Consider the following 22,038-nt stretch of genomic DNA (forward strand, 5'->3'; position numbering starts at 1 on the left):
TTATTCCGGCCCGGCATCGGGCAGGGCGGGCAGGTCGAGCATGAGTTCCAGGGTGTCCCCGCCGCTGGCACGGCCATGCAGGCTGCCGCCGTGCGCGGTGGCGATGGCCGCGGCGATCACCAGCCCGAGGCCGAGCGCATCGTCCGGCGGGTCCGGATGCGGCGAGGTCAGCAGCGACGCGATCAGGGTGTCCGACGCATCGCGGCAGTGCACCGCGCAGGCCATGCGCATGCGCGCGCCGTGGCCCTCGATGCGGGCGCGCACCGCCACCGGATGGCTGCGCGACAGCTGCAGCCCGAGCAGGGCGTGGAACAGCTGGGCCACGCGCTGCATGTCACCGGCGATCCGCAGGGTCTCCGCCCCTGGCGCGAACTCCACGTGGGGCGGCACCTCGCGCAGGCGGGCGATGGTGTCCATCACCAGCAGCTCCAGGTCGATCGCTTCGCTGCGGACCATCAGCCGGCCCTGCTCGGCGCGGCCGAGGTCGCTGAACTCGTCGATCATCCCGCCCAGGCGCTGGATCTGGCGTTCCAGCACCGCGAACAGCTCGTCGCGCTGGTCGTCGCCGAGGCCCGGGTCACGCAACAGGTAGACAGCGGTCTGCATCGGCGAAAGCGGCCCGCGCAGGTCGTGCGCGAGGCGGTCCATCCAGGCCTTGGCCGAAGGCGCGCTCATGCCGCCGCTCCGCGGCCGGCCCCGGCGCACAGCCGCCGGATCGCGTCCAGTTGCGGTGGCTTCACCAGGTGTTCGTCGAACCCGGCGGCGCGGGTGCGCTCGCGGTCCTCCGGCTGGCCCCAGCCGGTGACCGCGACGATGCCCAGCGCCGCCGGGCCGCGGTGCTGCCGCAGGCTGCGGGCGATGTCGTAGCCGCTGCGCCCGGGCATGCCGACGTCGAGGAAGACCAGGTCGGGCGCGAAGCGCTCCACCTCGGCCTCCACCTGCAGCGGGTCGTACACCTGCGCCACCTCGTGGCCCAGCACGCGCACCATCATCGCCAGCGTGTCGGCGGCGTCGCGGTTGTCGTCGACCACCAGGATCCGCGTCGTGCCGGTGCGCGCGCCTGCGGGGGCCTCGGCGGCGACCACGCCGGGCGTCGGCGCGTCCGGCGTACCGGCCATCGCCGCCCGCTGCCGCGGCAGGCACACGCGGAACGTGCAGCCATGGCCGAGTCCGGCGCTTTCCACCTCGACGCGCCCCGCGTGCATGGCGGTGATCTTCTCCACCAGGGTGAGGCCGATGCCGAGGCCGCCATGCGCGCGCTCGATGGTGGTGTCGACCTGGCGGAACACGTCGAACACCGCCGCCATCTGGTCTTCAGCCAGGCCGATGCCGGTGTCGCGCACGGTGACCACGACCTCGTCGCGGGCCGCGTCGAGGCGGGCCTCGAGATCGATCCTGCTGCCCGGATCGGAGTACTTGGCCGCGTTGTTGAGCAGGTTGGCGAAGACCTGGGCCAGGCGCATGTGGTCGGCCTGCAGCAGCAGGACCTCGTGCGCCGGCAGGACCATGTGGAAGCGGTGCCCGCCGGCATCCAGCAGCGGCTGTGCGACTTCCACCGCCGAATCCAGCATGTCCGCAAGCGACACCGTATCCGGGCGCAGCGTCAGCTTGCCCTGCGCGATGCGCGCGATGTCGAGCAGGTCGTCGATCAGGCGCACGAGCAGCGCGAGTTGCCGCTCCATGGTGTCGTGCAGCGGGTCGGCGCCGCCGCCGGCCTCGAGCCGGCGGATGGCCAGCGCGTTCTGCAGCGGCGCCAGCGGGTTGCGCAGCTCGTGCGCCAGCGTCGCCAGGAACACATCCTTGCGCTGTGCCATGTCGCGCAGCCGGTCTTCGGCGCGGGCGCGCTCCGCCACCTCGTTCTGCAGTTCGTTGTTGCGGCTGGCGAGCGTTTCATTGGCCAGGCGCAGCGATTCATTGAGGGCGTGCAGCTCGCGCGACTTCTCCTGCTGCAGTGCCTGGTTCTGCGCGGCCAGGCTGGCGTTGAGCAGCTCCAGTTCGCGCCGCTTGCGGTACAGCTCCACAAGAACTTCGACCTTGCTGCGCAGGATCTCCGGGATCACCGGCACCATCACGTAGTCGACGGCACCCAGCTGGTAGCCCTGCAGGCGGTCCATGTCGGTCACGTTGACCGCGGTGACGAAGATGATCGGCGTCTTCTCGTAGCGCGGGTGCTGGTGCACCAGGCTCGCGGTCTCGAACCCGTCCATGTCGGGCATGTTGACGTCGAGCAGGATCAGCGCGTAGTCGTCCTGCATCAGCAGCTTCAGCGCCTCGCGGCCGGAACTCGCCTGCACCAGGTGCTCGCCCAGCGGCTCGAGGATCGCCTGGTAGGTGAGCAGGCGCCCGGGCTGGTCGTCGACCAGCAGGATCCGCACGGGCTCGTCGCCGGGTGCACGCACTCCATCGCGGGGCGCCGCGCGCGCCGCCGGATGGCTCAACGATGCAGCCATTGCCGCAGCACTCCAAGCAGTTCATCGGTCACCACGGGCTTGGCCAGGTAATCCGATGCGCCCGCCTCCAGGCACTTCTCGCGATCGCCCTTCATCGCCTTGGCGGTGATGGCCACGATCGGCAGCGCGCGCAACCCCGGCAGGCGGCGGATGGCGCGCATGGTCTCGTAGCCGTCCATGCCGGGCATCATGATGTCCATCAGCACCAGGCCGATGCCGGGGTCGCCGGCGACCTGGTCCACGGCTTCCTGGCCATTGGCCGCGGTGACCACGTCCATGCCATGGCGCTCCAGCACGCTGGACATGGCGAAGATGTTGCGCACGTCGTCGTCCACCACCAGCACGCGCTTGTCGGCGAGCATGTCGTCGGACGCATGCAGGCGCTCGACCATGCGCCGCTTGTCCGCCGGCAGGTCGGCGATCACCCGGTGCAGGAACAGCGCCGTCTCGTCGAGCAGCCGCTCGGGCGACTCGACATCCTTGATGACCACGCTCTTGGCGGCATGCCGCAGTCGCTGCATGTCCTCGGCGGAGAGCTCCTTGCCGGTGAACACCACGATCGGCAGGTCGCGCAGCAGCGGCTGCTCCTGGATGCGGTCGAGCAGTTCGAAGCCGTCCATGTCGGGCAGGCGCAGGTCGACCACGGCGCAGTCGTAGCCGCCGCCGGCCAGCGCCACGAGCGCGGCCGCGCCGCTGTCGACGGTGTCGATGGCGACGTCGTCATGGCCGATCAGGGCCTCGATGCCGAGGCGCTCGTTGGCGTCGTCCTCCACCACCAGCAGGCGCTTGACCCGCGGCAGCGCGTATTCGCGCATGCGCTGCAGCGAAGCGTCGATGGTTTCGGTGGTCGCGGGCTTGGCCAGGTAGGCGAACGCGCCGCGCTCGAGGCTCTGGTGGCGCCCTTCCTCGATGGTCAGGATCTGCACCGGGATGTGGCGGGTGCCGGCGTCCTGCTTCAGTCGCGCCAGCAGCGTCCAGCCGAGCATGTCGGGCAGGAAGATGTCCAGGCAGATCGCGGTCGGCTGGTAGGCGTGCACCAGCCGCAGCGCCTCGGCACCCGATCCTGCGACCAGCACGTGGAACCCCTGGTTCCGCGCAAGGTCGCGCAGCACCGTGGCGTAGCGCGGGTCGTCCTCGACCAGCAGCAGCACCGGGGCGCCACCGGGCTCCAGGTCGCGGTCGTCGGCAACCGCTTCCGGCACCGCCACGGGCGCTTCCACCATGCCGGCCGGGCTGCGCAGGGCCTGCGCGGCGCGCACGCTGTGCGCGCGGTCGGCACCGGCATAGTGCAGCGGCAGGTACAGGGTGAACGTGCTGCCGGTGCCGGGTTCGCTCTGCAGGTGCATTTCGCCGCCAAGCAGGCCGGCGAGTTCGCGGCTGATCGCAAGCCCCAGCCCGGTGCCGCCGAACTGGCGCGAGGTGCCGGCGTCGGCCTGCTGGAAGGCCTCGAACACGATCTTCTGCTTGTCCGCCGAGATGCCGATGCCGGTGTCGCTGACCTCGATCGCGACCACCGTGCCGGCGTCGCCGAGCACGTCGTGTTCGCGCGACCAGCCCGAACGGGCCTTGTAGGCGCGCATCCGCACGCTGCCGTGCTGGGTGAACTTGAAGGCGTTGGACAGCAGGTTCTTGAGGATCTGCTGCAGGCGCTTGGGATCGGTGCTCAGCACCGGGCCCAGCGCGGGGTCGAGCTCGATGGTGAACTCGAGGTCGCGGCGCTCGGCTTCGTGGCGGAAGGCGCGCATCAGGTTGTCGCGCAGGTGCGCGAAACGCACCGCCTCGCTGTCGACGGTGACCGTGCCCGACTCGATCTTCGACAGGTCGAGGATGTCGCTGATCAGGTTGAGGAGGTCGGTGCCGGCGGCATGGATGGTCTTGGCGAACTCCACCTGGCGGCCGCTGAGGTTGGCTTCCGGGTTTTCCGCCAGCTGCTGGCCGAGGATCAGGATCGAGTTCAGCGGCGTGCGCAGCTCGTGCGACATGTTGGCCAGGAACTCGGACTTGTAGCGCGACGTCAGCGCGAGTTCGGCCGCCTTTTCCTCCAGTTCGCGGCGCGCGTGTTCGATCTGCTGGTTCTTCTGCTCCACCTCGGCCTTCTGTTCGGCGAGCATCTGCGCCTTCAGCGCGATCTCCTCGTTGGTCTGCTGCAGCTCGTCCTGCTGCGCCTGCAGTTCGCCGGCGAGCTGCTGCGACTGCGACAGCAGCCGCTCGGTGCGCATCGTCGATTCGATGGTGTTGAGCACGATGCCGATGCTGCCGGACAGCTGTTCGAGGAAGATGCGCTGCGAGGGCGTGAACCCGGACAGCGAGGCGAGTTCAAGTACCGCCTTGACCTGCTTCTCGAACAGCACCGGCAGCACGATCACGCTCTTGGGCACGGCGCTCAGCAGGCCCGACGAAATCTGCACCGAGCCGGGCGGGACGTCCTCGATCAGGATCAGCCGGCCTTCGGCGGCGCACTGGCCCACCAGGCCTTCGCCGAACGCGAGCGTGCCCGGGTGCGGTGCGCCCGGGGCGTCGGCGTAACGCGCCAGCTGGCGCAGGCGCGGGTGGTCGCTGGCGTCGTTGGCCTCGACCACGTAGATCAGGCCCTGTTGCGCGTCGACCAGCAGCGCCAGCTCCGACAGCAGCATCTGGCCGAGCGTCAGCAGGTCGCGCTGGCCCTGCATCATGCCGCTGAACTTCGCCAGGTTGGTCTTCAGCCAGTCCTGCTCGCTGTTGCTCTCGGTGGTCGCGCGCAGGGTGCCGATCATCAGGTTCATGTTGTCCTTGAGGTCGGCGAGTTCGCCGCGGACATCGACGGTGATCGAGCGGGTCAGGTCGCCCTGGGTCACCGCGGTGGCGACCTCGGCGATCGCGCGCACCTGGGTGGTGAGGTTGGCGGCAAGCTGGTTGACGTTGGCGGTGAGGTTCTTCCAGATGCCGGCGGTGCCGGGCACGTTGGCCTGGCCGCCGAGGCGGCCTTCCACACCGACCTCGCGCGCGACCGTGGTCACCTGGTCGGCGAAGATCGCCAGCGTGTCGGTCATGCCGTTGATGGTGTCGGCCAGCTCGGCGATCTCGCCCTTGGCCTCCACCGTCAGCTTCTGCTGCAGGTCGCCGGTGGCGACCGCGGTGACCACCTTGGCGATGCCGCGCACCTGCGCGGTGAGGTTGGTGGCCATCGAGTTGACGTTGTCGGTGAGGTCCTTCCAGGTACCGGCCACGCCGGGCACCTGCGCCTGGCCGCCGAGCTTGCCCTCGGTGCCGACCTCGCGCGCCACGCGCGTGACTTCCGCGGCGAAGCCGTTGAGCTGGTCGACCATCGTGTTGAGCGTGTCCTTCAGCTGCAGGATCTCGCCCTGCGCATCGACCGCGATCTTGCGCGACAGGTCGCCCTTGGCCACCGAGGTCGCCACCTCGGCGATGTTGCGCACCTGGGTGGTGAGGTTGGTCGCCATGGAGTTGACGTTGTCGGTGAGGTCCTTCCAGGTGCCGGCGACGCCCGGCACCTGCGCCTGGCCGCCGAGCTTGCCCTCGGTGCCGACCTCGCGGGCCACGCGCGTGACCTCCGCGGCGAAGCCGTTCAACTGGTCGACCATCGTGTTGATGGTGTCCTTGAGCTGCAGGATCTCGCCCTGCGCGTCGACCGCGATCTTGCGCGACAGGTCGCCCTTGGCAACCGCCGTGGTGACCTCGGCGATGTTGCGCACCTGGGTGGTCAGGTTGGTCGCCATCGAGTTGACGTTGTCGGTGAGGTCCTTCCAGGTGCCGGCGACGCCCGGCACCTGCGCCTGGCCACCGAGCTTGCCCTCGGTGCCGACCTCGCGCGCCACGCGTGTCACTTCCGCGGCGAAGCCGTTCAACTGGTCGACCATCGTGTTGATGGTGTCCTTGAGCTGCAGGATCTCGCCCTGCGCATCGACCGCGATCTTGCGGGACAGGTCGCCCTTGGCGACCGCGGTGGTGACCTCGGCGATGTTGCGCACCTGGCTGGTCAGGTTGGACGCCATCGCGTTGACCGAGTCGGTGAGGTCGGCCCAGGTGCCGTCGACGCCGGGCACCTGCGCCTGGCCGCCGAGCTTGCCCTCGGTGCCGACCTCGCGCGCCACGCGCGTCACTTCGGCGGCGAAGCTGTTGAGCTGGTCGACCATCGTGTTGATGGTGTCCTTCAGTTCGGCGATCTCGCCGCGCACGTCCACGGTGATCTTGCGCGACAGGTCGCCCTTGGCGACCGCGGTGGTGACCTCGGCGATGTTGCGCACCTGGCTGGTCAGGTTGGACGCCATCGAGTTGACATGGTCGGTGAGGTCCTTCCAGGTGCCGGCGACATCGGGCACCTGCGCCTGGCCGCCGAGCTTGCCCTCGGTGCCGACCTCGCGCGCCACGCGCGTGACTTCCGCGGCGAAGCCGTTCAACTGGTCGACCATCGTGTTGATGGTGTCCTTGAGCTGCAGGATCTCGCCCTGCGCATCCACCGCGATCTTGCGCGACAGGTCGCCGCGCGCCACCGCGGTGGTGACCTCGGCGATGTTGCGCACCTGGCTGGTGAGGTTGGACGCCATCGCGTTGACGGAGTCGGTCAGGTCCTTCCACGTGCCGGCGACGCCGGGCACGATGGCCTGGTTGCCGAGCTTGCCCTCGGTGCCGACCTCGCGCGCCACGCGCGTCACTTCCGAGGCGAAACCGCGCAGCTGGTCGACCATGGTGTTGATGGCCTCCTTCAGCTGCAGGATCTCGCCGCGCACGTCCACGGTGATCTTGCGCGACAGGTCGCCGTTGGCGACCGCGATGGTCACCTCGGAGATGTTGCGCACCTGCGCGGTGAGGTTGGACGCCATCTGGTTGACGGAGTCGGTGAGCTCCTTCCAGACGCCGGACACGCCCTCCACCTTGGCCTGGCCGCCGAGGCGGCCGGCCGTGCCGACCTCGAGCGCCACGCGCGTGACCTCGGAGCTGAACTCGCCCATCTGCTCGATCATGCGGTTGACGATCGTCGCCGAGCGCATGAATTCACCCTGCAACTGCCGGCCATTGGCCTCCAGCGGCACGCTGCGCGTCAGGTCGCCCTTGGCGACGCCGGCGATGGCCTCGGTGATGGTGGCGACCGGGCGCACCAGGTCGTCGACCAGTTCGTTGACCGAGTCTTCCATGTCGCCCCAGCAGCCGTGCCGGTTGGGCAGGGCGATGCGCTGCCGGGTCAGGCCTTCCCGGCCGACCTTCTCGCCGACGCGCGCGAGTTCGCTCGCCAGGCCTCGGTTGCCGCGGACCACCGCATTGAACGCGTCGGCGAGCCGGCCTTCGAGCCCTTCCCAGTGGCCGGGCAACTCCACGGTGAAGTCACCCTGCGCCACTGCCTGCAGGGCGGACAGCATCATCCGCATCGGGTCGCGGGCATCGTCAGCGGCTGTCGTGGTGCCCGGGGCGCCATGCCGCACCCGCGTTGTCTGCGTCACTGTTTGCATCCCCCTGGTGGCCGGATCGCCGGATCCGGTCAGGGACGATAAGGCCTCGCCATGCGCAATGCGTTCACGGCGCAATCACGGCTGCGCAGGTCCCTGCGGGGCACGCGCTGCTTCCCAGCCGCAGGTCTTGCCTTCGTTCTGCTGCACCAGCCATTCCTGCAAGGGTGAGAAGTACTCGAGCACCGCACTGGCATCCATCTTTTCGGTGCCGGTGAGTTCCTTCATGGTCTGCTGCCAGGGCTGGCTGCTGCCCTTGGACAGCATCGACCAGAACTTCTCGCCGGCGGCCTTGTTGCCGTGGAAGCTGCAGTCGTAGAGCGCGCCCTGGTAGCCCGACGCGTCGCACAGCGCCTTGTAGAACTGGAACTGCAGCACGTGCGACAGGAAGTAGCGGGTGTACGGCGTGTTGCCCGGCACGTGGTACTTGGCGCCCGCGTCGAAGAACTCCTCGCCGCGCGCCGTGGCCGGTGCCACGCCCTGGTACTTCGCCTTCAGCTCCCACCACGCGGTGTTGTAGTTGTCCGGGGTGATGGAGCCGTCGAACACGCCCCAGCGCCAGCGGTCGATCATCAGCCCGAACGGCAGGAACGCCACCTTGGACAGCGCCATGCGCATCTGCGCGTTGATCAGCGATTCCTGGCCGGCCTGCTGCGCGTCCACCAGGCCGATCGACTGCAGGTAGCCCGGGGTCATGGCCAGCACGATGGTGTCGCCGATGGCCTCGTGGAAACCGTCGTGCGCGCCGCCCTGGAACAGCGGCGGCTGCTTGCCGTAGGCCAGGTAGTAATACACGTGGCCAAGCTCGTGGTAGATCGTGGTGAAGTCTTCCTCGTTCGGCTTGATGCACATCTTGGTGCGCACGTCGGTGCCGGTGGTGTCCATTGGCCAGGCGCTGGCGTGGCAGACCACGTCGCGGTCGCGCGGCTTGATGAACTGGGTCTTGGCCCAGTAGCTCTCCGGCAGCGCCGGCATGCCGAGCGAGGTGTAGAACTCCTCGGCGCGCCGGGTCATCTCGCGCGCATGTTCGGCCTGCGCGCCGCGCGCCACTTCGACCCGCTGGTCGGTGTCGATCAGGGCGTTCTCGCGCACCAGGTGGTCGTTGAGCGTGACCTGGTACTGGCGCTCGAGCGCGCCGCTGATGTCGAGCTTGCCGGCCTGCGGGTAGGGCGCAAGCGTGGTCCAAAGGTTGCTCCAGTCCTGCTGCCACATGTTGCCCATCAGGTGCGCGGGCAGCATGCCGTTGACCGAGCCGCGTCCCGGGTACTGCGCCTCCAGTCGCGTGCGCGCATAGCAGTGAAGCTGCTCGTACAGCGGCTCGACCTGGGTCCACAGGCGGTCGGTCTCGGCCGACAGCTCCGCCGGCGTCATGTCGTAGCCGGCGCGCCACAGCTCGCCGGCGTCGGCGAAGCCGAGGTCGCGCGCGCCGTCGTTGACCAGCTCCACGAAGCGCGTGTAATCCGCGCGCATGGGTGCGGCCACGCCGTGCCAGCCCTGCCAGGCGTCGAGCTGGGCGTCGTAGTCGCGGTCTTCGCGCAGGACGTCCTCGAGTGCGCCGAGCTGGCGGCAGTCCTTGGCGTCGCCTTCGGTCCTGCAGTAGGTGCCGGAGCCGTACGCGCCTTCCATCTTGCTGGCCAGGCGGGTGAGTTCGGACAGCTTGGCCGGGTCGCGCGGCGGCGGCATGGCGGTGCCGAGGCGCAGCAGGTTGATCGCGCGCTGCGTTTCCGGCGACATCTCCTTGCCCTCGAAGCGCCGCGCCTGCTCGACCCACGCCTTGGTCTGCGCGAGGAAGCGCTCGTTGCCCTTGGCCGCGAGCAGCTGGCTGTCGTCGTTGATGTAGGTCGACGAGATCCACTGCGACGCGGTGAACTCGGGCGTCAGCTCCGCAAGCTCGCGGTTGACCCGGGCGACGAACTCGTCGGCGGTCTCCTTGTCGAGTTCCGCCTGCGAAAGCCGGCCATCGGCGGGCTGTTCCGGCGCGCGCGAACACGCGGCAAGCGTCAGGCTCGCGGTGACCGCGAGGGCAAGCAGGGCGTGGCGTGTGGTCACGGCGGGGATTCCTGGTGGCGTGGGGCAGGCTGCGAGGCTAGAGCGCCGTCGCGGGTGTCGCAAGTGTGGAAAGGCGGTGCCAGCGCCCGGCAGGCGGTGACCAGGCCGCGCGCCTGCAGCCAGGTCCAGGCGGCATCGGCATCGTGTTCGAAGTAGGCGCGCGCCGAGCCGAGGCGGAAGGTGTAGCCCCAGGCGTCCATGTCGGCGAGCACGCGTTCGCGGCCGACGCCGGGGAGCTCGTCGCCGAACAGCGCCTGCAGCACGCAGACCGCGTCTTCCTCGGCGATCGAGTCGGTGGCGTCGGTGTGCACGCGCGCGCGCGCCTCGGGTGGCAGCACCACCAGGTGGCAGGCTTCGTGCAGCAGCGAATGCACCGGCGTGTCGCCCCGCGCATGCACGGTGCTGCCGATGATCCCGGCCTCGTCGTCGCCCCAGTAGCTGCCGGGAATCGGCGCGCCATCATCGACGCGCACCAGCGTGAGGCCGTGGCGGGCGAGCAGGGCGGCGGCGTCGGCGAACGCGATGTCGCGCAGGCGCAGCACGCCTGCCGTCGTTGAAGGACCCGCGGGCAGCTCCGCCGCGGTGCGCGGATCGGCCACCGCGGCCTCAGCCGGCCGAGGCGCGCTCGTCGGTCAGCGCCACCGAGATGTCGAGCACGTCATGGTCGCCGTCCTTGATCAGGTCCACCTTGACCGCCTCGACGTCGACGCTGACGTACTTGCGGATCACTTCCAGCAGCTCGCGCTGCAGCAGCGGCAGGTAGTCGGGTGCGCCGCGCGTGCTGCGCTCCTGGGCGACGATGATGCGCAGGCGCTCCTTGGCGATCGACGCGGTGTTCTTGGTTTTCGGCTTCAGGAAATCAAACATGCCCATGACTCAACCCCCGAACAGCTTGCTGAAGAAACCTTTCTTCTCCAGCTGGGTGAAGCGCATCGGCCGCTCCTCGCCCATCAGCCTGGCGACGGCATCGTCGTAGGCCTGTCCCGCCGGGGACTCCATGTCCAGGATCACCGGCTCGCCCTTGTTGGAGGCGTTCAGCACGTCGCCCGACTCGGGGATCACGCCGACCGTCTTCAGGCCCAGCACGTCCTCGACGTCGGTGATCGACAGCATTTCGCCGTCGCCCACGCGCGCCGGGTTGTAGCGGGTGACCAGCAGGTGCGACTTCACCGGTTCGCCGTTCTCGGCGCGGTGCGTCTTGGAGTCGAGCAGGCCGATGATGCGGTCGGAGTCGCGCACGGACGAGACTTCGGGGTTGACCACCACCACCGCCTGGTCGGCGTAGTACATCGCCAGGAACGCGCCCTTCTCGATGCCGGCCGGCGAGTCGCAGACGATGTAGTCGAAGCCGTCGGCGGCGAGGTCCTTCAGCACCTTCTCCACGCCTTCCTTGTTGAGCGCGTCCTTGTCGCGGGTCTGCGACGCCGCGAGGATGAACAGCGTGTCGAAGCGCTTGTCCTTGATCAGCGCCTGCTTGAGCGTGGCCTCGCCCTGGGTGACGTTGACGAAGTCGTACACCACGCGGCGCTCGCAGCCCATGATCAGGTCGAGGTTGCGCAGGCCGACGTCGAAGTCGATGACCGCGACCTTCTTGCCGCGCCGTGCGAGGCCGCAGGCAAGGCTTGCGCTGGTGGTCGTCTTGCCGACGCCGCCCTTGCCGGATGTGACTACGATGATTTCGGCCAACGTCTCTCTCCTGTGAGTGTGTGCGCGCTTCAGACGAGCGCTGCGATCTTGAGCTGGTCGTCATCGAGCCAGACCTGCACGGCCTTGCCGCGCAGTTCTTCCGGGATGTCTTCCAGAACCTTGTAGTGGCCCGCGACGGCGACGAGTTCGGCATGGAACTCGCGGCAGAAGATGCGCGCGCGGGGATTGCCCTGGGCGCCCGCGAGCGCACGCCCGCGCAGCGCGCCATAGATGTGGATGGAGCCGTCGGCGATGACCTCGGCGCCCGCGCCCACGGCGGCGAGCACGGTCAGGTCGCGGTCGGCGGCATAGACCTGCTGGCCGGAACGCACCGCGGTGGTCTGCATGAGGCCGGCGCCGCCGGAGGTCGCCGGGGCGGCGCCGGGCTCGTCGGCCGCACGCTTGCGCGCCGGCGCGCGCTCGGCAGGGGCCGGCGCGGGCGCGGGTGCCGCGGCCTGCGCACCCGGCTGCCCGGCGGATTCGTACGAGGCGCGGAAGCGCGCCAGCACCGGCAGGCCGAGTTCGAGCGCGAGCTTCTCGTTCTCGCTGCTGCCCCAGGCCAATGCCACCGGAAGCGCGCCGGCCTGGCGCAGGGCGTCCATCAGCGCGCGCGCGGTGGCCGCGTCCGGGATGCCGGGCAGGCCGCCGAAATCCACCACCACCGCGCCGCGCTCGAACAGCTTGGGCGCGCGCAGCACGCGCTCGCGCATCTCCGCCGCCAGGCGGTCGATGTCGAGCGTGCGCACGCGCAGGTTGGCGATCCCGACCTGGCCGATCTTGAGTTCACCCGCGGGTTCGAATCCCGCCGCCGCCGCGTCATGCGCCTGGGCCATCATCAGGTGCCCGTGGCCAGTTGCGCCTCGCTGGCCACGCGCGGCTGCAGCAGCCAGGGCTCGTCGGGCAGGGCGTCGCCGTAGTGCGAATGCACCCACGGATAGCTGCACAGGTCCTTGGTGAGCATGGAAGCGCGGATGCCGGTCTCGGGCATCACGTGCTGGCCGATCTCCCGGAAGCCGAAGCTGCCGTGGAAGATGCGCGCCGGGTCGCTGTCGTGCTCCACGAACACCTCGCAGGCCAGCACCGGGTAGCGCAGCTCGGCGTAGCTCTGGACGTCGGCGTAGAACGCGCGGCCCACGCCGCCACCGCGGCGGCGGCTGGCGACGACCACCCGATCGATATAGAAGTAGTGCGGGTACTGCGCCGCGAACCAGTGGAAATTGCTGGTGGCGTGGTCGCTGGCCGAGCCGAAGCCGACCAGGAACCCGGCCAGGGTGCCGTCGCGCTCGGCGACGCGGAAATATTCGGCGGTTTCGTAGAAGCGGCGCAGCCGTCCCGAATCGAGCGGCAGGATCGAAGGGCCGGCGGCATTGTTGAGGGCAAGGACGGAATCCAGCTCGTGCTCGCGCACGTCGCGGATGACAATCGACATTCCAGACTCCGTGGAAGAAAACATGTACTGGCAACGCGCCGCCGGGGCCAAGGGGGCCATCGACGGCGGCTGCGGAAGACGGCGGGATTATCGCATGGTGCGCCGGCGGGCGGCGACGGGGGTGCCACCGCGTCCGTCATGACTTCCGGGCGGCTCCGCCGCGGGCGATTGCCCCTACCATGGGTCCATGCTCGCGCGCTTCGACCACAATCGCCTGTTGCGCTACGCGGGCCTGTTCACCTGGGCGGTGATCGGGCTGCCGCTGCTACTGCTGACCCTGCCGCAGCCCGACCGCGGCGCGCTGGGGGCGGGCGAGGTGGTGGCGGCCACCGGCGGCGGCTTCGCGTGGCTGGCGTGGCTGGCGTTCGGCGCCTGCTACGGCTGGCTGACGCGCGCGCTCGGCCAGCGCCGGGTGACCCTGCTCGACAAGCTGCTGCTGGCCTGCCTGGCCGGCAGCGCGATCGCGATCAGCTATTACAGCCAGAGCGGCCTGGGCAGCATCCTTCTGATGGTGGTGGCCTGCGTGCTGCCGTGGCTGCTGCCGGTCTGGCAGGGCGTGGCGATGCTGGTGCTGTGCGAGTTCGTGATCGTGCCGGTCTATGTGCGCGGCTTCGATTTCTCCTGGGGCGAGGCGGTGCTGCAGGCCAGCCTGTACGTCGGCTTCACCGGTTTCGCCTTCGTGACCGGCCTGGTGGCCCGGCAACAGGCGCAGGCGCGCGACGAGCAGCGGCGGCTGAACGCCGAGCTGCGTGCCACCCGCGCGCTGCTGGCGCAGAGCGTGCGCGTCAACGAGCGCACGCGCATCTCGCGCGAGCTTCACGACCTGCTGGGGCACCACCTGACCGCGCTCAGCCTGAACCTGGAGGTGGCCAACCACCTCACCAGCGGCAAGGCGCAGGAGCACGTCAGCCAGGCGCATACCCTGGCGCGGCTGCTGCTGAGCGACGTGCGCGAGGCGGTCAGCCAGATCCGCGGCAACGAGGCCATCGACATGGCCGCCACCCTGCTGCCGCTGGCCGACAACGTGCCCGGTCTCACGGTGGACATCAGCCTGCCGCGGCCGTTCCTGCTCGACGATCCCGAGCGCGCGCACGTGCTGCTGCGCTGCACCCAGGAAATCATCACCAATACCGTGCGCCATGCGCAGGCCAGCATCCTGCGCCTGAAGTACCAGGTGGAGCGCGGCGCGGTGCGGCTGGAGGCCCGCGACGACGGGCGCGGGGCCGAGGGCTTCACCGCCGGCAACGGCCTGCGCGGGATGCGCGAGCGCCTGGCGGCGTACGGTGGCGAGGTCGCCGCCGAGACATCGCCGGGCCAGGGCTTCGTGCTGCGCCTGCGGCTGCCGCTCGATGACGCCACCGATATCGCCAGGCCAGTGCTCGACCCGTCCGGGTCGGGCCCCTCCCAGACCCTCCCGGAGTCGACATGAATACGCAAACCGAGACCCGCCCGCCGCCGATCCGGGTCTGCCTGGTCGACGACCAGACCCTGGTCCGCCAGGGGATCCGCTCGCTGCTGGCGCTGGACGACGGCATCGAGGTAGTGGCCGAGGCCATCGATGGCCGCCACGCCGTCACCGTAATTCCCGAGTCGCGCCCGGACGTGGTGCTGATGGACATGCGCATGCCGATGATGTCCGGGCTGGAAGCGCTGCAGGCGCTGTCCGCGGCGGGCACGCTGCCGCCGACCATCATCCTGACCACCTTCGACGACGACCAGCTCGTGCTGGCCGGGCTCAAGGCCGGCGCCAAGGGCTACCTGCTCAAGGACGTGTCGCTGGAGCAGCTGGTGGGCGCCATCCGCACCGTGGCCGCCGGCGGCTCGCTGGTGCAGCCGGCGGTCACCCAGCGGCTGCTGTCGGGGCTGGAGCACATGCGCAACGAGTTCGTCAGCCTCGACCGCCCCGACCCGCTGACCGACCGCGAGACCGAGATCCTGCGCCTGATGGCCTCGGGCTTTTCCAACAAGGAAATCGCCAATTCGCTGGGCGTGGCGGAGGGCACCATCAAGAACCACGTGTCCAACATCCTCAGCAAACTCGGCGTCCGCGACCGTACCCGCGCCGTGCTCAAGGCCTTCGAACTCCAGCTCGTCTGACATTCGCCACTCGGATTGCTCGCAGCCGCGCGGGCAATCTTGATAGGATTGGCGGTCTGCGCCCCGGCCCCGGCCGGTCCTGGTCCCGGAGAACCCTGTATGACCCGTTTGCTCGAGCTCCTGATTTCCATCGCGATCGTCGCGGTGCTGTTCGTGATCGTCGGCGTGTTGCTGCCGTCAAGCCGCCACCTCTCCGAGAGCGTCGAGACCAATCGCAGGCTCTCGATCGTATTCGACACCATCAACAGCTTCCGTCGTTTCGACGACTGGCATCCCCTTGCGCTGGGCAACGTCCAGCTCAACCGCTCCGGCCCCGACTCGGGCGTGGGCGCGCGCATCGATTACAAGTCCGAGGTATCCAACGGCAGCTGGGAGATCGTGGAGTCCGACGAGGACCAGCGCGTGGTCTACGCGATCCAGGACGAGAAGCGCGGCAGCGACAAGCGCAGCGTGTTCACCCTCAAGCCCACCGGCCGCAACAACCGCAACGTCGAGATCACCCAGACCTACGACGTGAAGTACGGTTGGGATCTGCTGGGCCGCTACGCCGGCCTGTACGTGAGCCGCAACATCGGTGACAGCGTCAAGCTCGGCCTCGGCCGGCTGAGCAACATGCTCGCCTCGGTGCCCAACATCGACTACCGCGCCGCGGATGTCCGCCTGAGCGGCCTCGAGTTCGTGGACGTCCCGGCCGAGCACCTGCTGGTGGTCAACGCCGGCGCGGTGGAGCGCAACAACGAGAAGATCAAGACCTCGATGAAGGCCAACGCCGAGTGGATCAAGCGCACGATGGACGCCAACGGCCTGGTCGCGGCCGGTCCGCTGCGCATCGTGAGCACCGAGTTCGCGCGCGACACCTACACCTTCGACGTGGTGCAGCCCGTGCGTCGCCGCGCCGCGGGCGCGCCGGCCCCGGCCGCCGCCGCTGCCGACGGCGAGGGTGCCGACGCCGCCGCCCAGCAGGCCGAGGCCGAGGCCGCGCCTGCCGTGGCCGCGACCGAAGCGCTCACCGGCCTGAACCTCATGGGTCCGGTGACCTATGCGCACAGCGAAGCCACCCGCGTCGCCACCGGCGACTACGTCGGCTACATGGCCGAGCTGGACAACGTGCGCAACGCCGTGCGCGCCTGGACCCTGACCCAGGGCGAGGAAGTCATCGGTCGCCCGTACGAGCTGTACAAGAACGGCATCGACCAGGCCTTCACCGCCGACGGCGAGTTCGAAGTGCGCTGGGTGCTCAAGCGCTGACGCACGGACGTACGTTCCAGTGAATGGTCTTGCCGCGCGCCGCATCCCAGGATGCGGCGCGCTGCGTTTGGGGCGGGCACTCGCGGCCTGCGGGGCGATCCTTGCGGCGGGTTCCGTGGCCCTCGCCGCGTACGCGTCGCACGTGGCCGCGGCGGAGGAAGGATCGCGGCTGATGCTGGCCGCGGTGTTCGCGTTCGGCCACGGCGTAGCCCTGGCCGCGCTGGCGCCACGCGCACCCGGTCGGGTGGCGTTGGCGGCGTTGTGCATGCTGCTGGCCGGCGTGCTGCTGTTCTCGGGCTCGCTGGCCGGCGCGCACTTCCACGGCCTGCCCACGCGGCTGGCGCCCTTTGGTGGCGTGCTGATGATGGCCGGCTGGCTGTTGCACGCCGCCGCGGCGCTGCGGGACTGAGCCCGTGCCCCGGTATGCCCGCGGCTACGACACCGCCGAGGCCGAGGCCTGGCTGTCGCGCCGCGACCGCAAACTGGGCACCTGGATCCGTCGCCTTGGCCCGATCCAGGCGGATGTGCGCTGGCGCAAGTCATTCGATCCGGTGGATGCGCTGGCGCGCGCCATCCTCTACCAGCAGCTGAGCGGCAAGGCCGCCGCGACGATCGTCGGCCGCGTGGAAGCGGCGATCGACAGCACGCGGCTGCACTTCGACACCCTGGCGCGCGTCGATGACGCCACGCTGCGCGCCTGCGGCGTGTCCGGCAACAAGGCGCTGGCGCTGCGCGACCTGGCCGCGCGCGAATCACGCGGCGAGATCCCCGATCTCCGGCGCATGTCCACCCTGGACGCCGACGCCATCGTCGCCGCCCTGGTGCCGATCCGCGGCATCGGCCGCTGGACGGTGGAGATGATGCTGATGTTCCGCCTCGGCCGCCCCGACGTGCTGCCGGTCGACGACCTTGGCATCCGCAAGGGTGCGCAGCTCCTCGACCGTGCGGACGCGATGCCGACCCCGCGCGAGCTGGCCGCGCGCGGCGCGCGCTGGGGGCCGTTCCGCACCCACGCCGGCCTGTACCTGTGGCGCATCGCGGATTCCGCCGCCAAGGCCCCGACACCGGTGAAGCGGTCCCAGGAATGATTCCGACACTCGAGTTCGACAACCCGATCTTCCATCCCGGTCGCAACACCACGATCCGCCGTGGCGACCGGTGGCATCCGGTTCCGCAAGTCCGTCTGCGGCTGCGCGACGGCAGCCTCTCGCCGCCGACGGCACTCGAGACGGCCCTGAAGAAGTTCTCGGACCTGTCGCAGAGCGACATCGCGTTCGAGCACGATCCGAAGTGCCGGTCGCTCGCAGGGCTCCTGCGGGAGATGCAGCGCATCTATCCGGGCTTCGATCCCGGAGAAGACATCACCGTCTGCCATTTCAACGTTTGATGGAAACAGGACGGCCGCCCGGAGGCGGCCGTCTGTCCATCCGGACTGCAGGCTCAGAAGCGGAATTCGCCGCCGATGGCGATCGTGTCGACATCCACGTCCACGCCTTCGAAATCGGCCTGGCGGCGATCCCAGTTCAACGACACGCCCCAGCGGCGGTTGAAGTCGTAGCCGACGCTGGCACCGAAATACGCCTTGGTGGAATGCGCGTCGTCCACCACGTCCCAGTCGTCCTCGCGCACCTGCGCGGTCAGCCGCGCCACGCCGGTGCGACCGCCGACGAAGAAGCCGTGCCCGTCGGCACCGAAGTTGCGCTTCACGGCCACGCCGACGCCCATCGACACCAAGTCGAGGTCGGTGTCGTAGCCGAGGTATTCGGTGTACAGGGTGCCGATGTGGCCTTCGACCGCGAAATACCGGTTGAACCAGTAGCCGCCGCCGAAGGTGGCGGACGTGTCGGTTTCGCTTTCCGAAAAGCCCGCGTAGTCGAGCTGGACATCGCTCTGGCCCACTTCGGCGCGGACGAAACCGGCGCCGCCGTCGACCGCCATGGCGGCAGGAGAAATGACAGCCAGCGCCAGCGCGGACGCGAGGATGAGGTGCTTCTTCATGTTGATCCGTATTCCCTGAAAGTAGGTCGCCCGTTCGTGGGCGCGCGCATCATGCGCATGCGCGCCCGGCGCGTCAATCGGAATGAACGCGCGATCAACCGCCCGGGGCAAGCACCGCCAGCAATCCCCGCGCCGCCTTGATGCGCTCTTCCGCCGTCGGCAATTCCAGGGTGATGCGCAGCTTGTCCGGGCCGTCCATCCGGTAGGCCTTCGGCTGGCCCTGCACCATGCGGATCACCGCCATCGGATCGACCGACGGCTTTTCGGTGAACTGCACGCGGCCGCCGCTCGCGCCGAGGTCGATCTTGCGGATGCCGAGCGCGGTCGCTGCCAGCTTCAGCTCCGCGACCGCGAACAGGTGCTTGGCCGGATCGGGCAGCAGCCCGAAGCGGTCGATCATCTCCACCTGCAGCTCGCGCAGGTCGTCGACCGAACGCGCCGAACTGACACGCTTGTAGAGCGTCAGCCGCGTATGCACGTCGGGCAGGTAGTCGTCGGGGATCAGCGAAGGCAGGTGCAGCTCCACCTCGGAACCGCGCGCCGCCGTGCCGTCGACATCGGGCAGCTCGCCGCGCTTGATCGAGCGCACCGCGCGCTCCAGCAGCTCGGTGTACAGGCTGAAGCCGACCTCGGCCATCTGGCCGCTCTGGTCCTCGCCGAGCAGCTCGCCGGCGCCGCGGATCTCCAGGTCGTGCGTGGCCAGGGTGAAGCCCGCGCCCAGCTCGTCCATCGATGCGATGGCTTCCAGGCGCTTCTTCGCGTCCGCACTGATCGAGCGCTTGTCCGGCACCACCAGGTAGGCGTACGACCGGTGGTGCGAGCGGCCGACGCGGCCACGCAGCTGGTGCAGCTGGGCGAGGCCGAAGCGGTCGGCGCGGTTGATGATGATGGTGTTGGCGTTGGGGATGTCGATGCCGGACTCGATGATGGTCGAGCACAGCAGCACGTTGGTGCGCTGCTTGTGGAAATCGAGCATCACCCGCTCCAGCTCGCGCTCCGGCATCTGCCCGTGGGCGATGCCGATGCGTGCATCCGGCACCAGCTCCTGCAGCTCGCGCTCCATGCGCCCGATCGATTCCACGTCATTGTGCAGGAAGTACAGCTGACCGCCGCGCGCCAGTTCGCGCTGGAACGCCTCGCGCAGCTGCTGGTCGTCCCAGGGCACCACGAAGGTCTGCACCGCCATGCGGTGCGCGGGCGGGGTGGCGATGATCGACAGGTCGCGCAGCCCGGCCATGGCCATGTTGAGCGTGCGCGGGATGGGCGTGGCGGTGAGCGTGAGCAGGTGCACGTTGGCGCGCAGCGCCTTCAACGCTTCCTTCTGGCGCACGCCGAAGCGCTGCTCCTCGTCGACGATCACAAGCCCCAGGTCCTTGAAGGCGACGTCCTTCTGCAGCAGGCGGTGCGTGCCGATGATGACGTCGATGCCGCCCTCGGCAACCTTCTCCAGCTCGACCTTGATCTCCTTGGCGGTCTTGAAGCGCGAGAGCACTTCCACGCGCAGCGGCCAGTCGGCGAAGCGGTCGCGGAAGTTGCGGTAGTGCTGCTCGGCCAGCAGCGTGGTGGGCACCAGCACCGCGACCTGCTTGCCGCCGGCGGCGGCGGCGAATGCCGCGCGCACCGCGACCTCGGTCTTGCCGAAGCCGACGTCGCCGCAGACCACGCGGTCCATCGGCTGCGCCGACTGCAGGTCGCGCAGCACGGCCTCGATCGACGCATGCTGGTCGGGCGTTTCCTCGAACGGGAAGCTCGCCGCGAACGGCTCGTACATCGCGCGGTCAAGGTCGATCGCAAGGCCCACGCGCGCCTGGCGCCTGGCCTGGATCTCGAGCAGTTCGGCGGCGACGTCGCGCACCTTCTCGGCGGCCTTGCGCTTGGCCTTGGTCCACTGCTCGCCGCCCAGCGAATGCAGCGGCGCGGTGTCCGGCGAGGCGCCCGAGTAGCGGCTGATCAGGTGCAGCTGCGCAACCGGCACGTACAGGCGGTCGCCCTTGGCGTATTCGATCTCGACGTATTCGGCGGCGATGCCGCCGGCGTTCAAGGTCACCAGGCCGCGGTAGCGGCCGACGCCGTGGTCCTCGTGCACGATCGGTGCGCCTTCGGTGAGTTCGCCGAGGTCGCGGATGATCGCTTCCGGCTCGCGCCCGGCGCGCTTGCGGCGCCGTGGCTGCGCCGCGCGCTCGGGGAACAGCTGGCGCTCGGTGAGGATCGTGACCGGCGTGCCGCCAGCCACCGCGCCATCGAGTGCGAAGCCGTCGTCGAACGGCGCCACCGCGATCGCGAACGCCGGGCCGCCCGCCGCCAGGAACTCGCCGAAGCCGGCCACCACCTTCGGCTTCAGGTCGGCGGCGTCGAGCACTTCCAGCAGCGCCTCGCGGCGACCGGCGGTATCGGCGGCGACCAGCACGCGACCCGGATAACTGGCGAGGAAGGACTTCAGTTCGGACGCCGGCTGCTCGTGGCGACCGGACAGCGGCAGCTCCGGCGCGGGCTGGTCGCCGAGCGGCGCGGCCTCGGCCAGGCGCGCGTGGCCGGCACCGGCCACGTCGATGCGCTCGCGGGCGTTGAAGCGCGCGCGCAGGGCGTCGGGCGGCAGCCACAGCGTGTCGGGCGACAGCACCGGGTGCTCGATGTCGTGGCGGCGCTGCTCGTAGCGCTCGCCCACCTGCGCCCAGAAATGATCGGCCGCCGCCGATGCGCCGTCGTCGACCAGCGGCAGCGCCTTGTCGCCGATGTAGTCGAACAGCGTGGCGGTGGCGGCATCGTCGAAGAACAGCGGCAGGTAGTACTCGATGCCGGCCGGCGCCAGCCCGGCCTTCAGGTCCTGGAACAGCGCGCTGCGCCGGGTGTCGATGTCGAAGCGTTCGCGCAGTGCGGTCATCGCGCGGGTGGTCGCGGCCTCGTCCAGCGGCACCTCGCGTCCGGGCATCAGCTGCACCGCGTCCACCTTGTCCAGCGAACGCTGGCTCTCCGGGTCGAAGGCGCGGATGGTGTCGATGTCCTCGTCGAACAGCTCGACGCGGAACGGGGCGTCGGCGCCCATCGGATACACGTCGAGCAGGCCGCCGCGCACCGCGAAGTCACCGGGGTCGAACACCTGCGGCACGTTGCGGTAGCCGGCCGACTGCAGGCGATGTTTTTCGGCGTCGAGGTCCAGGCGCTGGCCGACGCGCAGGTCGAAGCTGTTGCCGACCACGTACGACAGCGGCGGCAGGCGCTGCATCAGGGTCTGCACAGGCACCACCACGATCCCGCGCGCCAGCGTCGGCAGCCGGCGCATGGTCGCCAGGCGCTGGGAAATGATGTCCGGGTGCGGGCTGAAGCGGTCGTAGGGCAGGGTTTCCCAGTCCGGGAACGCCAGCACAGGCAACGCCGCGTCGCCGGCCAGCAGGGTGTGCAGGTCGGTCTCGAGCTGGGTGGCCGCGTGGTTGTCGCGGGCCACGGCGAGCAGCACACCGCCGTGTGCACGCGCGGCACCGGCCACGAACCAGGCCAGTGCCGAGCGCGACGCCGGCGCGCGCCACCAGGCGCGCGGGCGGCCGGGGCCGGGCAGCGGCGGGACGGGAAGCAGTGGGAGAAGGGAGCTGGGCTGGGGCTTGTCGGTCATCGGCACTTCAAAACAACGGCAGCGCCGGAGCGG

Annotated in this window: 16 protein-coding genes and 1 pseudogene; 6 read left to right on the top strand and 11 right to left on the bottom strand. The window is 69.7% G+C overall.

The features are described from left to right. The 9 genes and pseudogenes from IDM46_RS04385 to IDM46_RS04425 form a co-directional block, all read right to left on the bottom strand. Positions 1-675, bottom strand: a complete 675-nt coding sequence (locus tag IDM46_RS04385; protein ID WP_185114918.1) for a HAMP domain-containing histidine kinase — start codon at positions 673-675, stop codon at positions 1-3. Then, on the bottom strand, positions 672-2,450 hold the full coding sequence (locus IDM46_RS04390) for a response regulator (protein WP_185114919.1): 1,779 nt from the start codon (positions 2,448-2,450) through the stop codon (positions 672-674). The genes IDM46_RS04385 and IDM46_RS04390 overlap by 4 nt, the downstream gene beginning before the upstream one ends. Beyond that, complete coding sequence (locus IDM46_RS04395) at positions 2,435-7,807, bottom strand: HAMP domain-containing protein (RefSeq protein WP_221441772.1); 5,373 nt, start codon at positions 7,805-7,807, stop codon at positions 2,435-2,437. The genes IDM46_RS04390 and IDM46_RS04395 overlap by 16 nt, the downstream gene beginning before the upstream one ends. 162 nt (positions 7,808-7,969) lie before the next feature. Continuing rightward, positions 7,970-9,940, bottom strand: a complete 1,971-nt coding sequence (locus IDM46_RS04400; RefSeq protein ID WP_185114920.1) for a M2 family metallopeptidase — start codon at positions 9,938-9,940, stop codon at positions 7,970-7,972. Between the two features lie 92 nt (positions 9,941-10,032). Then, a pseudogene (locus IDM46_RS04405) lies at positions 10,033-10,482 on the bottom strand (hypothetical protein); the annotation flags it as partial. A 64-nt stretch (positions 10,483-10,546) separates the two neighbouring features. Then, the gene (gene minE / locus IDM46_RS04410; RefSeq protein ID WP_182822083.1) at positions 10,547-10,813 is read right to left on the bottom strand and encodes a cell division topological specificity factor MinE; all 267 of its coding nucleotides are present in this window, start codon (positions 10,811-10,813) and stop codon (positions 10,547-10,549) included. 3 nt (positions 10,814-10,816) lie between these two features. Beyond that, positions 10,817-11,626, bottom strand: coding sequence for a septum site-determining protein MinD (gene minD, locus IDM46_RS04415; RefSeq protein ID WP_182822081.1), 810 nt, complete (start codon positions 11,624-11,626; stop codon positions 10,817-10,819). A 29-nt stretch (positions 11,627-11,655) separates the two neighbouring features. Further along, complete coding sequence (gene minC, locus IDM46_RS04420; RefSeq protein ID WP_223878025.1) at positions 11,656-12,462, bottom strand: septum site-determining protein MinC; 807 nt, start codon at positions 12,460-12,462, stop codon at positions 11,656-11,658. Next, positions 12,462-13,055 carry a GNAT family N-acetyltransferase gene (locus IDM46_RS04425; RefSeq protein ID WP_182822079.1) on the bottom strand — a complete coding sequence of 198 codons (594 nt, stop codon included), beginning with the start codon at positions 13,053-13,055 and terminating at the stop codon, positions 12,462-12,464. The genes minC and IDM46_RS04425 overlap by 1 nt, the downstream gene beginning before the upstream one ends. A 187-nt stretch (positions 13,056-13,242) precedes the next feature. Between IDM46_RS04425 and IDM46_RS04430 the strand changes: the two genes are divergently transcribed. The 6 genes from IDM46_RS04430 to IDM46_RS04455 all read left to right on the top strand — a co-directional run bounded on the left by IDM46_RS04430 (position 13,243) and on the right by IDM46_RS04455 (position 17,787). Then, the gene (locus IDM46_RS04430) at positions 13,243-14,484 is read left to right on the top strand and encodes a sensor histidine kinase (RefSeq protein WP_185114921.1); all 1,242 of its coding nucleotides are present in this window, start codon (positions 13,243-13,245) and stop codon (positions 14,482-14,484) included. Next, a complete protein-coding gene (locus IDM46_RS04435) occupies positions 14,481-15,152 on the top strand; it encodes a response regulator transcription factor (protein WP_182822075.1) in 672 nt (223 codons plus the stop codon). Before IDM46_RS04430 ends, IDM46_RS04435 begins: the two co-directional genes overlap by 4 nt. Before the next feature lie 99 nt (positions 15,153-15,251). Then, positions 15,252-16,400, top strand: a complete 1,149-nt coding sequence (locus IDM46_RS04440) for an SRPBCC family protein (RefSeq protein WP_185114922.1) — start codon at positions 15,252-15,254, stop codon at positions 16,398-16,400. 43 nt (positions 16,401-16,443) lie between these two features. Continuing rightward, entirely contained in the window at positions 16,444-16,809 is a 366-nt protein-coding gene (locus IDM46_RS04445; protein ID WP_185115259.1) for a DUF423 domain-containing protein, read from the top strand. 4 nt (positions 16,810-16,813) lie between these two features. Further along, complete coding sequence (locus IDM46_RS04450; protein ID WP_185114923.1) at positions 16,814-17,488, top strand: DNA-3-methyladenine glycosylase 2 family protein; 675 nt, start codon at positions 16,814-16,816, stop codon at positions 17,486-17,488. Beyond that, positions 17,485-17,787 carry a hypothetical protein gene (locus IDM46_RS04455; protein ID WP_185114924.1) on the top strand — a complete coding sequence of 101 codons (303 nt, stop codon included), beginning with the start codon at positions 17,485-17,487 and terminating at the stop codon, positions 17,785-17,787. Before IDM46_RS04450 ends, IDM46_RS04455 begins: the two co-directional genes overlap by 4 nt. A 53-nt stretch (positions 17,788-17,840) precedes the next feature. Here the strand turns inward: IDM46_RS04455 and IDM46_RS04460 are convergent, their stop codons facing one another. Both IDM46_RS04460 and mfd read right to left on the bottom strand, forming a co-directional pair. After that, the gene (locus IDM46_RS04460; RefSeq protein WP_182822067.1) at positions 17,841-18,398 is read right to left on the bottom strand and encodes an outer membrane beta-barrel protein; all 558 of its coding nucleotides are present in this window, start codon (positions 18,396-18,398) and stop codon (positions 17,841-17,843) included. Between the two features lie 94 nt (positions 18,399-18,492). Further along, complete coding sequence (mfd, locus tag IDM46_RS04465) at positions 18,493-22,005, bottom strand: transcription-repair coupling factor (RefSeq protein ID WP_185114925.1); 3,513 nt, start codon at positions 22,003-22,005, stop codon at positions 18,493-18,495. Positions 22,006-22,038 lie beyond the last annotated feature (33 nt).

The sequence above is a fragment of the Luteimonas sp. MC1825 genome, assembly GCF_014764385.1.
Classification (GTDB): domain Bacteria; phylum Pseudomonadota; class Gammaproteobacteria; order Xanthomonadales; family Xanthomonadaceae; genus Luteimonas.